Annotated in this window: 4 protein-coding genes, 2 tRNA genes, 3 rRNA genes and 1 pseudogene; 1 reads left to right on the top strand and 9 read right to left on the bottom strand. The window is 62.4% G+C overall.

Translation table 11 applies throughout. The features are described from left to right. Positions 1–67 precede the first annotated feature (67 nt). The 5 genes from rrf to ABFO07_RS34625 all read right to left on the bottom strand — a co-directional run bounded on the left by rrf (position 68) and on the right by ABFO07_RS34625 (position 5,318). A 5S ribosomal RNA gene (rrf, locus tag ABFO07_RS34645) occupies positions 68–180 on the bottom strand. Positions 181–367: 187 nt separating this feature from the next. Next, positions 368–3,248: ribosomal RNA gene (locus tag ABFO07_RS34640) — 23S ribosomal RNA — on the bottom strand. A gap of 281 nt (positions 3,249–3,529) precedes the next feature. Then, positions 3,530–3,605 (bottom strand) — tRNA-Ala (locus ABFO07_RS34635). 39 nt (positions 3,606–3,644) lie between these two features. Beyond that, a tRNA-Ile gene (locus ABFO07_RS34630) sits at positions 3,645–3,721 on the bottom strand. 61 nt (positions 3,722–3,782) lie between these two features. Further along, positions 3,783–5,318 (bottom strand): 16S ribosomal RNA (locus ABFO07_RS34625). Together the 16S, 23S and 5S rRNA genes with 2 tRNA genes alongside form the textbook arrangement of a ribosomal RNA operon. A gap of 607 nt (positions 5,319–5,925) precedes the next feature. Between ABFO07_RS34625 and ABFO07_RS34620 the strand changes: the two genes are divergently transcribed. Next, positions 5,926–6,363, top strand: a complete 438-nt coding sequence (locus tag ABFO07_RS34620) for an ATPase (RefSeq protein WP_150999087.1) — start codon at positions 5,926–5,928, stop codon at positions 6,361–6,363. 76 nt (positions 6,364–6,439) lie between these two features. Here the strand turns inward: ABFO07_RS34620 and ABFO07_RS34615 are convergent, their stop codons facing one another. From ABFO07_RS34615 to ABFO07_RS34600, 4 genes and pseudogenes are all read right to left on the bottom strand, one after another. After that, positions 6,440–7,108: a DUF429 domain-containing protein gene (locus tag ABFO07_RS34615; RefSeq protein WP_059890893.1), complete on the bottom strand. Its 669-nt coding sequence runs from the start codon at positions 7,106–7,108 to the stop codon at positions 6,440–6,442. A gap of 2 nt (positions 7,109–7,110) precedes the next feature. Further along, on the bottom strand, positions 7,111–7,635 hold the full coding sequence (locus ABFO07_RS34610; protein ID WP_059881209.1) for an HD domain-containing protein: 525 nt from the start codon (positions 7,633–7,635) through the stop codon (positions 7,111–7,113). Between the two features lie 91 nt (positions 7,636–7,726). Further along, positions 7,727–11,222, bottom strand: a pseudogene (locus tag ABFO07_RS34605) (AAA family ATPase). A 3-nt stretch (positions 11,223–11,225) separates the two neighbouring features. Next, positions 11,226–12,476 (bottom strand): metallophosphoesterase family protein, encoded by a 1,251-nt coding sequence (locus ABFO07_RS34600; RefSeq protein WP_059558143.1) that lies wholly within the window; start codon positions 12,474–12,476, stop codon positions 11,226–11,228. Between the last annotated feature and the right edge of the window lie 133 nt (positions 12,477–12,609).

Raw genomic sequence — 12,609 nt, 5'->3', positions numbered from 1 at the left:
CACGCGCATTTCCGCGCCGCAAATGCAAAAACCCCCGCCGGTTAGGCGGGGGTTCTTGGCTTAGGGAGCCTGACGATTACCTACTTTCACACGGGAATCCGCACTATCATCGGCGTAGAGTCGTTTCACGGTCCTGTTCGGGATGGGAAGGGGTGGGACCGACTCGCTATGGTCATCAGGCAAAGAGGGTTGTCGCGCGGCTTCGCAGCGCGACCAATCCGGGAAGAAGCAGTAATCTTGGTTGGGTTGTGAGTTGTACTCACACACATACGCGGTACTTCAACCGCAGTACGTCGAGTGCCTCGCACTCGACGCTCGATATCCGTAAGCGCTGAAGCGCTAACGGCTATCGAGACAGACTTGTTATAGGATCAAGCCTTACGGGCAATTAGTATCAGTTAGCTGAACGCATTACTGCGCTTACACACCTGACCTATCAACGTCCCTGGTCTCGAACGACCCTTCAAGGGGATCAAGTCCCCAGGGATATCTCATCTTAAGGCGAGTTTCCCGCTTAGATGCTTTCAGCGGTTATCTCTTCCGAACATAGCTACCCGGCGATGCGACTGGCGTCACAACCGGTACACCAGAGGTTCGTCCACTCCGGTCCTCTCGTACTAGGAGCAGCCCCCTTCAAATATCCAACGCCCACGGCAGATAGGGACCAAACTGTCTCACGACGTTTTAAAACCCAGCTCACGTACCTCTTTAAATGGCGAACAGCCATACCCTTGGGACCGGCTACAGCCCAGGATGAGATGAGCCGACATCGAGGTGCCAAACACCGCCGTCGATATGAACTCTTGGGCGGTATCAGCCTGTTATCCCCAGAGTACCTTTTATCCGTTGAGCGATGGCCCTTCCATACAGAACCACCGGATCACTATGACCTGCTTTCGCACCTGCTCGACTTGTCGGTCTCGCAGTTAAGCACGCTTATGCCATTGCACTATCAGCACGATTTCCGACCGTACCTAGCGTACCTTCGTACTCCTCCGTTACGCTTTGGGAGGAGACCGCCCCAGTCAAACTGCCTACCATGCACTGTCCCCGACCCGGATCACGGGCCAAGGTTAGAACCTCAAACAAACCAGGGTGGTATTTCAAGGACGGCTCCACCGAAACTAGCGTTCCGGTTTCATAGCCTCCCACCTATCCTACACAGATCGGTTCAAAGTCCAATGCAAAGCTACAGTAAAGGTTCATGGGGTCTTTCCGTCTAGCCGCGGGTAGATTGCATCATCACAAACACTTCAACTTCGCTGAGTCTCGGGAGGAGACAGTGTGGCCATCGTTACGCCATTCGTGCAGGTCGGAACTTACCCGACAAGGAATTTCGCTACCTTAGGACCGTTATAGTTACGGCCGCCGTTTACCGGGACTTCAATCAAGAGCTTGCACCCCATCATTTAATCTTCCGGCACCGGGCAGGCGTCACACCCTATACGTCCACTTTCGTGTTTGCAGAGTGCTGTGTTTTTATTAAACAGTCGCAGCCACCAGTTTATTGCAACCCCTTCACCCTCCTGGCGCAGGCCAGTCAAGCTACAAGGGCGTACCTTATCCCGAAGTTACGGTACCAATTTGCCGAGTTCCTTCTCCCGAGTTCTCTCAAGCGCCTTAGAATACTCATCTCGCCCACCTGTGTCGGTTTGCGGTACGGTCACTGTTAAACTGAAGCTTAGAGGCTTTTCTTGGAACCACTTCCAATTGCTTCGCTTCCTAAGAAGCTCGCGCCACACCCTTGAATCCTGCGCCCGGATTTGCCTAAGCGCCTTCTCCAATGCAGCGACCGGGACTTCCAACACCCGGACAACCTTCCGCGATCCGTCCCCCCATCGCATTTAACAATGGTGCAGGAATATTGACCTGCTTCCCATCAGCTACGCATTTCTGCCTCGCCTTAGGGGCCGACTCACCCTACGCCGATGAACGTTGCGTAGGAAACCTTGGGCTTACGGCGAGGGGGCCTTTCACCCCCTTTATCGCTACTCATGTCAGCATTCGCACTTCCGATACCTCCAGCACCCTTTACAAGGCACCTTCGCAGGCTTACGGAACGCTCTCCTACCATGCGTGCAAAGCACGCATCCGCAGCTTCGGTATATAGCTTAGCCCCGTTACATCTTCCGCGCAGGACGACTCGATCAGTGAGCTATTACGCTTTCTTTAAAGGGTGGCTGCTTCTAAGCCAACCTCCTGACTGTTTTAGCCTTCCCACTTCGTTTCCCACTTAGCTATATTTGGGGACCTTAGCTGGCGGTCTGGGTTGTTTCCCTCTTGACACCGGACGTTAGCACCCGATGTCTGTCTCCCGTGATTGCACTCTTCGGTATTCGGAGTTTGCTATGGCGGGGTAATCTGCAATAGACCCCCCACCATGACAGTGCTCTACCCCGAAGGTGAGACACGAGGCACTACCTAAATAGTTTTCGGAGAGAACCAGCTATTTCCAGGTTTGTTTAGCCTTTCACCCCTATCCACAGCTCATCCCCTAACTTTTCAACGTTAGTGGGTTCGGACCTCCAGTACGTGTTACCGCACCTTCATCCTGGCCATGGATAGATCACCTGGTTTCGGGTCTACGCCCAGCAACTGAACGCCCTATTCGGACTCGCTTTCGCTACGCCTGCCCTATATGGTTAAGCTTGCTACTGAACGTAAGTCGCTGACCCATTATACAAAAGGTACGCCGTCACCCCTTACGAGGCTCCGACTGTTTGTATGCATGCGGTTTCAGGATCTATTTCACTCCCCTCCCGGGGTTCTTTTCGCCTTTCCCTCACGGTACTGGTTCACTATCGGTCGATCACGAGTATTTAGCCTTGGAGGATGGTCCCCCCATCTTCAGACAGGATTTCACGTGTCCCGCCCTACTTGTCGTACACCTAGTTCTTTCATACTGTTTTCGCCTACAGGGCTATCACCTGCTATGGCCGCACTTTCCAGAGCGTTCGGCTAACAATACAAATAAAGAGTACAAGGCTCATCCCATTTCGCTCGCCACTACTTTGGGAATCTCGGTTGATTTCTTTTCCTGCGGTTACTTAGATGTTTCAGTTCACCGCGTTCGCTTCACTGGACCTATGTATTCAGTCCAGGATGACCCAAAAGGGCCGGGTTTCCCCATTCGGACATCTACGGATCAAAGCTCGTTTGCCAGCTCCCCGTAGCTTTTCGCAGGCTACCGCGTCCTTCATCGCCTGTGATCGCCAAGGCATCCACCACATGCACTTGTTCGCTTGACCCTATAACGAGTCTGTCTCGTTACAGGTTGAGTTCTCGCGTTGTGCCGTATTCCAATTGAGCCGAACATTAAGTTCGAATCATCTTGAGATACATCGATACAATCACAACCCGGATAGTTTCCACGTCCATCTCAAGACGCTTCCGCTATCCAAATTACTTACTTCTTCCAGATTGTTAAAGAACGACAGCCGATATGGTGTTACTCATATCACTCTGACTGGCTCAATCGCCAATGCAAAGCGCTCGCTGATTGTTTCAGCAAACTCTTGGCATTGAAGATTGGTGGAGGCAGACGGGATCGAACCGACGACCCCCTGCTTGCAAAGCAGGTGCTCTCCCAGCTGAGCTATGCCCCCATGTACAGAGACTTCCTCAGGTATGTTCCGCCAGACAATTGGTGGGTCTGGTTGGATTCGAACCAACGACCCCCGCCTTATCAAGACGGTGCTCTAACCGACTGAGCTACAGACCCCTGAGTCTGTCTTAATTTACAGCCGATAAGCGTGAGCGCTCAACTTTGCGAATAGCTCTGGAAAGGAGGTGATCCAGCCGCACCTTCCGATACGGCTACCTTGTTACGACTTCACCCCAGTCATGAATCCTACCGTGGTGACCGTCCTCCTTGCGGTTAGACTAGCCACTTCTGGTAAAACCCACTCCCATGGTGTGACGGGCGGTGTGTACAAGACCCGGGAACGTATTCACCGCGGCATGCTGATCCGCGATTACTAGCGATTCCAGCTTCATGCACTCGAGTTGCAGAGTGCAATCCGGACTACGATCGGTTTTCTGGGATTAGCTCCCCCTCGCGGGTTGGCAACCCTCTGTTCCGACCATTGTATGACGTGTGAAGCCCTACCCATAAGGGCCATGAGGACTTGACGTCATCCCCACCTTCCTCCGGTTTGTCACCGGCAGTCTCCCTAGAGTGCTCTTGCGTAGCAACTAAGGACAAGGGTTGCGCTCGTTGCGGGACTTAACCCAACATCTCACGACACGAGCTGACGACAGCCATGCAGCACCTGTGTATCGGTTCTCTTTCGAGCACTCCCGCCTCTCGGCAGGATTCCGACCATGTCAAGGGTAGGTAAGGTTTTTCGCGTTGCATCGAATTAATCCACATCATCCACCGCTTGTGCGGGTCCCCGTCAATTCCTTTGAGTTTTAATCTTGCGACCGTACTCCCCAGGCGGTCAACTTCACGCGTTAGCTACGTTACTAAGGAAATGAATCCCCAACAACTAGTTGACATCGTTTAGGGCGTGGACTACCAGGGTATCTAATCCTGTTTGCTCCCCACGCTTTCGTGCATGAGCGTCAGTATTGGCCCAGGGGGCTGCCTTCGCCATCGGTATTCCTCCACATCTCTACGCATTTCACTGCTACACGTGGAATTCTACCCCCCTCTGCCATACTCTAGCCTGCCAGTCACCAATGCAGTTCCCAGGTTGAGCCCGGGGATTTCACATCGGTCTTAGCAAACCGCCTGCGCACGCTTTACGCCCAGTAATTCCGATTAACGCTCGCACCCTACGTATTACCGCGGCTGCTGGCACGTAGTTAGCCGGTGCTTATTCTTCCGGTACCGTCATCCCCCGGCCATATTAGGACCAAGGATTTCTTTCCGGACAAAAGTGCTTTACAACCCGAAGGCCTTCTTCACACACGCGGCATTGCTGGATCAGGCTTTCGCCCATTGTCCAAAATTCCCCACTGCTGCCTCCCGTAGGAGTCTGGGCCGTGTCTCAGTCCCAGTGTGGCTGGTCGTCCTCTCAGACCAGCTACTGATCGTCGCCTTGGTAGGCCTTTACCCCACCAACTAGCTAATCAGCCATCGGCCAACCCTATAGCGCGAGGCCCGAAGGTCCCCCGCTTTCATCCGTAGATCGTATGCGGTATTAATCCGGCTTTCGCCGGGCTATCCCCCACTACAGGACATGTTCCGATGTATTACTACTCACCCGTTCGCCACTCGCCACCAGGTGCAAGCACCCGTGCTGCCGTTCGACTTGCATGTGTAAGGCATGCCGCCAGCGTTCAATCTGAGCCAGGATCAAACTCTTCAGTTCAAACCTGTTACTGTTTTCGGTTCCGTTAAGAACCGGTCGCTCACTCAAAGCTGACAGGTATATGAATTGCTTCATAAACCTGACTTACTTTAGTGTGAGACTCTTGATACTTTTGCTATCCGATCCGAGGATCGGTTCGCTGCCATCAAGCGCCCACACTTATCGGCTGTTAATTTTTAAAGAACGTTTCTGCGAGAAATTCTTCCTTCTCAGCAGCGCTGCGTTGTCAGCAGCAGAGAAACGAGATTATGAACACTGTTTCGCAGTTCGTCAACAACTTTTTTAACTACTTCGTTGCGACTGCGGGGTTCATCTTCCTGCGCCGGCCGGCCGCCCAACAGGCATCCGACCAACTTCGCTTCCCCCTTCCGCGCCGCGTTGCCGTTAGCGCGAAAGAGGCGTGATTCTAGGCATCCCGCGCCGCCAGCGCAAGGGGGTGCGCGAAATAAATTCAAAAACCCCCCGCGCACTCCGATTTATCAATGTGCGACCGCTATATATAGAAAGACAAAAAGCAAAGCGCCGACACAGGAACCCATTTATGGGATGAACGCCGAATGCCCGGTCGAGTATCATGCCGCGATCGCACTATCCACACCGACCCATGATGGACAGCACCACCCGATCCGACGAAATCGACCTTCGTGACGAATACGCGGCACTGAGCCAGCGCGCCGCCGCGCTGGAAGAACAGGTCCCGCCGCTCCTGCAGCGCATTTCAGACGTGCTGCCCCGCATCGGCGGGCAATCCGAACTGGCGGACGATCACCGCGAAGCGCTGGTCGGCGCGCGCAATGCAGCCCTGGTCGCCATCGAAAACTACCAGCAGGCCTTTCCGTTCCTGCAAACCGCGGAATCGATCATCGAGCAGTTGGACAAGACACCCGTACGCGACGAAGACGAAGAGTGGCGCGACGCATTGCTGCAACGTCTCGACGAGCTGATCGATGTCGCGACCGTCATGATCGACGATGCGGACGCGCATTACGAGCAGGCGCAAGACCCCGATCCGGCCGACGTGCCGCCTTCCCTGCTCGACGACTGAACCACCGGGCGCGCCGGCGCACCTCCCGTAAAAGCTCACCATCTGCATGGGAAGCGCGCCGGGTCGGCGTGCCTGGCTACGGCGCGGCACAGTCGATCGGTTCGCCCACCCTGGGCACCCGGATGTACCCGCCCTCGGCATCCCCATACGCGTCGGCGCCCCCTTCGACCACGAATCGCGCCGTCAACGCGCACAGCGCCGCGTCCCTCGCATCGACGGAGGTCAGCGTCGTGACGTCGATCCCCATCCGCTCCAGCAATTGCCTGCGCTGAACACGCTTCTGCCTGGCGGACGCGACGTCCTTGCCCAGCAGCGCGCACGTGATCGCATGCGGATAGGTCTCGAAACTCACGCGCCCGCCCGCATAGCGCGGCGCACTCAACAGCGGGTACGCGCCGGCAAGCGCCCGATACACCCGCTCGCCAATAAACATCCAGTCGTAAAACCCAGTGGTACTGGCCAGCGCCCGCTCCCGCGCCGGCGTGGAGAACAACGAGATCCGTTCCCGCACCAGCGCGCGCTCGGCCGCCCGGTGGCCTTCGCCGGCCCACCATCGACTCGGCGCATCGACACCCACGGCCACGACGTCATGTTCGAGACACAGCGGCAGCAGCGCCTCCGGCGCCACGCCGTCGGCGCGATGCAGGATCGACGTGCCTTGCAGGATCACGAGATCGCACAGCTTCCGGTTCCCGCCCACGTCGATGCCCGCGACGGGCGCCGTCCGCATCGTCGTCGCCGGCATGGTCACGCCGACGGCCGCGCGTCGTACGCGGCATCGAAAATCGCCTCGAGCCCCGGATGCACGCCGCGCAACCGGTCGACCACCGCCTTCGCCCAGTCGAAGTACGCCTGCTTGCGATCCAGCGGCCAGTCCGCCGGCGGATGCGTCGCGATATCGCGCAGGTTGCAGATCTTGTCCGCCAGCTTCACGAGTTTCGCGCGGCGGCTGATGTGCGCGGCATGTTCGATCTGCAGGCGCTTGCGCTCGTCCTTCGGCAGCGACTTGTCGTCCGTCACCTCCATCACGATGTCGGCGATGTCCTTGCCGAACCGGCGCAGCAATTCCTGCTCGGTGGTCTCCGTATCCTCGACCGTGTCGTGCAGCACCGCGGCGACGATCACCCGCTCGTCCTCGATGCCGGCCTCGTTGGCGAGCACGTCCGCGAGCGCGATCGGGTGATTGATGTACGGCGACGCTTCGTCGTCCTTGCGCCGCTGATTGCGATGCTTGTCCGCGGCGAACGCCATCGCGGCGACCAGCTTGTTCATCGTTGCCCCCTGATTCGCCGGCACCGCGAGACGGTCCGGCATTCCGTGCCCTCGTGCATTCTTGCAGATTCCGCGAGCGCCGCGCCCACCCCTACGCGGCAGCCGCCTCGCGCTGCAACGGCACCACGTTCACCTGCTCGCCGAACACCGTCTTCACCAGCGGCAGCAAGTGATCGTGGTGCGTGAGGAACAGCACCTGCGTGCGCGTCGACAAGTCCCGCAACGCCTCGAGGCCCGCCTTCGATCGCGCGTCGTCGAAATTGATGAACAGATCGTCGGCGACGAACGGCAGCGCGGTCTTGTTGCGCAGCTGGAGTTCGAGCGCCGCGATCCGCAGCGCGAGGAACAGCTGGTCGCGCGTCCCTTCGCTCATCCCGGTCACCTCGACCGTCGTGCCCTTCGTCCGCTTCGCATGCAGTGCAGGCGGCGTCGTCTCGGTATCGACCGCCAGCCTCGCGAACTCGCCGAGCGTCAAGCCCGCGAAAATCTCCCCCGCGCGCTTGAGCATCGGCCCCTGCTTCTGGTCGCGATAGCGATCCGTCGCCCACTTCAGCAGCCGGCTCGCCGTCGCGGCTTCCAGATACTGCTCGGCGGCGTCGCCCATCGCGGCCAGCGCTTCCTGCCGCTTCGCCTCGGCAACCGCCGCGCCGGCCTGGCCGGCGACCGCGCCGAACGCCTGCTCCGCCACCACCTGCCGCTGCGCGAGTTCGTTCAGGCGCTTGCCGATGTCGCTCAATGCCTGTTTCGCCGATTCGAGCAGCGCCGGCACCTCGGCGATGTCCTGTTCCGCGATCTCGGCCTCGATCGCGTCCTGCGACAGGCCATCGCCGTCCCGCACGAGCGCCTCCTGCGCCGTGTCGACCGCCTGCCGCAGCTGGCGCTGCCGGTCGGAGCGCTCGGCCAGCGGCAGCGCCGCGTCGATCGACGCGACGCCGGCCGACTCGAGCAGCGGCTGGATCCGGGCGTCCGCGCCCGCGACCGCGGCCACCGCATCCGCCACCTTGCCTTCGGCCTGGCGGATCGCGTCGTCGGCCCGCTCGATCGCCTTCGCGGTTTCCCTGGCGGCCGCGAGGCGCGCCGTCAGCCTGCGCGCGACCTCCGGCCCATTGCCGGCCGCCAGCAGCGCGGGATCGAGCGCGTCGAGCGCGTCGGCAAGCCGCCGCGCATCGCGCTCCAGCGCGGCCAGCTCGGCGCGGATCGCGGCCATGCGGCCGCGCGGCGCATCATCGGCAGCCGCCAGGCCGGCCGCGACGGCATTCGCCAGCTCGACCGCGCCCTCCGCCGCCGCGAGCGTCACGGCGCTCGTGTCGTGTCGAGCCGCGCGTCCGCCAGCGCGTCGCGCCATTGCGTCTGCCACGCGTCGTAGGCCGCCTGTGCAAGATCGGCCTTCGCCTGCGCGCCCGCACACCCGCGTTCGGCCTGGCGCGCCTGGTCGGCGAGGCTGCCTTGCTGCGCATTCGCCTTTTCCGCCGCCTGCACGAACGACTCGGCGGCCACGATACGCGCCGCCAGCGCATCCGACTCGCTGCCGCGCGCAACCGTGCGCAACGCCGACGCCAATGCCGCGTCGGCCGCCGCGCGCGCCGTGCGCATCGTGTCGAGCTCGTGCGCCTGACGTTCGAGCTCGGCCTGCGCGACGAACACCGCTTCACGCCGGGCCAGCCAGTCGTTCAGGTCGGCCAGCGGCATGCCCGGCACGCCGGCGGCCGTCATCAACTGCGCCCACGCGTCGCGAAGCGCGGACAGCGACTGCTCGCGCTCGGCCAGCGCGGCCTGCTTGCGCGCCGCGTTCGCACGCGCCGACTCGACCTGCTGACGCAGCGACTGCAGCGTCGCCGCCGCCTGCGTCGTGCCGAGCTGGGAATCGACGAGCTCGTCCGCGAGCCGGATCGCATCGTCGACGGCCGGCGCGCCGGCGTCGACGCCGACCGCGCCGCGCTTGATCTCCCCCCACGCGCCGTCGCGGCGCGTGCGCGCGCCGCCTGCACGTCGGCGCTCGTCACGACCTTGTGATTCGCCGTGAAATGCCTTTCCTGCAGCTCGAGCCGCTCCAGATCCTCGCGCGCCTGATCCAGCGCGTCGCGCGCGCCGCGCGCGGCGACCGCGCTCGCCTGCTCGCTGTCGTCCTTCTGCCACGCGGCGAGCCGCGCGGTCGACGGCAGGTCGAGCACGCGCAACGCCGCCGCCGGCCGGCGCCACTGCCCGAGCCCGTCGAGCGCATCCCGCAGCACACGTTCCGACGCGGCCACCTCGCGCTCGAGCACCTGCTCCCGCGGCGCGCTGCTGCGGAAGCCCTGCGCATCGGCGAGCGCGGTGCGCAGCGCGTCCGGCACCTCGACGGTCGCCAGCCCGGCCAGTTGATCCCGCAGTTGCGCAAGCTCGCGCGCCCGTTCGTCGAGCGCCTCGCGCGCGCCCAGCAGCGCCTGCTGCAGCGCGCCGTGCTCGCGCAACAGGTTGGTGACCGTCTTCAGCGACAGCGCCTTCGGCAACGCCGCGCGCAGCGCCGCTTCGTCCGCGGGCCAGCCGAGCTGCGCGGCAGCGCCGAATGCAGCCGACAGGTGACGTTCGAGCTCGGCCTCGCGCAGCAGCAAATCCTGCGGATGATTCGCGCACGCGCTGCGCAGCCGGTCGAGCGCCTCGATGTCGCCCGCCAGCGCAAGCGCGCCGCCGTCCGCGTCGATCGCGTCGCGCGCCTGCCGCCGGGCGGCGAGATCGGCGCGCCGCTCCTCCAGCACCTTGCGCTCCGCCGCGAGATCGCCCTGTGCCTTCAGCAGATCCGCATACGCGGTCGGCGGCAATTCGACGACGTCGCCGAGTTCCGCCAACGCAGCGTGCTTGACCGTCAGCTCCTTCAGATACGGCGCGAGCCGCCGCACGCGCTCGAGCTTCGAGCGCAGCGATTCGAGCCGGCGCTGGTCGGCACGCACGTGCTCGATCTCCTGCTCGACCGCCTCGCATGCTTCCTTGCGGTCGACCCAGTCCCGTGTGCGCACTTGAACCGCTTTCAGATCGCCAACCGCTTCGTTGAAGGCCGTCTCGGCCACCGCGAACGCGCTGCCGCTGCGCCGCGGCGCCCACAGCTCGAGCGCGCGCGCCTCCAGTTCCTCGCGCACGGGCCCGAGGCTCCCCACGCCCGCCGCCGATTCGAACAGCACCTGGCCGAGCTTGTCGGACGCATCGAGGATGCTCCTGCCGCCTTCGACCAGCCGCCCGTGATCGAGCCCGAACATCTGCTCGAAGAACTCCTTGCTCGCGCCGTCGAGCACGGCCGCCAGATAGTCGTCCGGCAGCTTGTCGTCGGCCGGCGTGCGCAGCGGGCTGCGGCCGCGTGCCCGGTGGAACGCCAGGTCGCCGGCGGCGCCCTCGAGCACGCCGCCGAGCCGCAGCTCCGGCGTGCTGTGCAGGAAATCCAGCGGCGTCTGCAGCTTCATGCCGAACAGCAGCTCCGACACGGCCGTGCGGATCGTCGACTTGCCGGCCTCGTTGGGCCCGACGATCACGTGGAAATCGTGCTCCGCCCGCGGAAAGCGCAGCGTCGCATCGGTGAACTTGCCGTACTTGATCAGATCGAGTTGCTTGATGCGCATCGCTCATTCCCCCCGCGACAGGCGCGCGAGCAGCGCGGGCCCGACCTGCTGCACCAGCCCCGTCAGTTCGCCGGCGCGGGCGAGCCCGAGCAGCGGCGCGTCCTCCTTCACCTCGCTGCGCACCTTGCCGACGAACGGCCGCAGGTCGCGTTCGAGCAGCGCGAGGAAATCCGGGTCGTGCGCAGCGTCCGCCAGGATCTGCTTCAGATCCTCGAGCGCTTCCAGCTGCTCGCGCTCGCCATGCGGCTCGTGCGCCGCGGACGTCGCGAGCTTGACCTTCTCGAGCCACAGCCGCTCGTTGCCGATGATGCCGATCTGGTTCAGCACTTCCGCGCGCAACTGCGGGGCCCGCCCGAAGAACAGCCCGTGCGCGGGCGTTTGCCCCGTCACCGTCACGCGCACCGCGCGCGGCACGTGGCCGTCGACCGCCAGCAGCGCCTCGAGCGACTGGCCGATCTTGCGCGACAGGTCGGCGATCGACGCGCAATCCGACGCATCGACCGACACCGCCTCCCAACGGAGCACGTCGAGAAACAGGCGCTCGACCTGCGTATGCCCGTTCTCGACCGTGACGAGCACCGCGCCGCGGCGGCCCGTCTCGCGGATGTGCCTGCCCTGCAGGTTCCCCGGGAACACGACGGTGGACGGCCCCGACCACTGCTGGAATTCGTGCACGTGACCGAGCGCCCAGTAGTCGTAGCCCTTCGCATGCAGCTCCGCCAGCGTGCACGGCGCGTAGTTCGCGTGGGCCGTATTGCCCTCCAGTGCGGTGTGCAGCACGCCGATGTTGTAGTGGCCGGCCACCGGCGCCGGATAGCCGATCGCCAGGTTCTCGACGACCGCCTTGTCCTTGAAGCTCTGCCCGTGCAGCGCGACGTTGAATTCCGGCAGCAGGTGCACCTCCGGCTTGCGATGGCTGAACACCGTGACGTTGTCGGGCAGCGTCAGCTTCTTCGTCATCTCGCTCTCGGCGTCGTGGTTGCCCCACAGCACGAACGCGCGGATGCCCGCCTTGCGCAGCCGCCCCATCTGCTGGCCGAAGAAGATGCCGGTGTTGTGGTCCTTCCAGTCGCCGTCGTACAGATCGCCGGCGATCACGAGAAACGCCACCTCCTCCTCGATCGCGCGGTCGACGAGCTGCCGCAGCGCGTCGCGCGACGCGTTGCGCAGCTGCGCGGCCGGCGCGTCGGGATAGGCGCTCAGGCCGTGCAGCGGGCTGTCCAGGTGTATGTCTGCCGCGTGGATGAACTTCACGACGATTCCTCGGGTACGTATCGGGTTTGAAGCAGGCGATGCCGCGGGCCGGTGCGCCCGTCGCGACATCGCAGGAATCGGCAGATTGTAGTGGTCATTTCGCCGGACGCCCCGGATTGCGCGCGCCCGAACG

Origin of the sequence: Burkholderia stagnalis (assembly GCF_039848545.1) — a bacterium.
Taxonomy (GTDB): Bacteria; Pseudomonadota; Gammaproteobacteria; order Burkholderiales; family Burkholderiaceae; genus Burkholderia; species Burkholderia stagnalis.
This window is presented reverse-complemented; position numbering and strand designations above follow the sequence as displayed.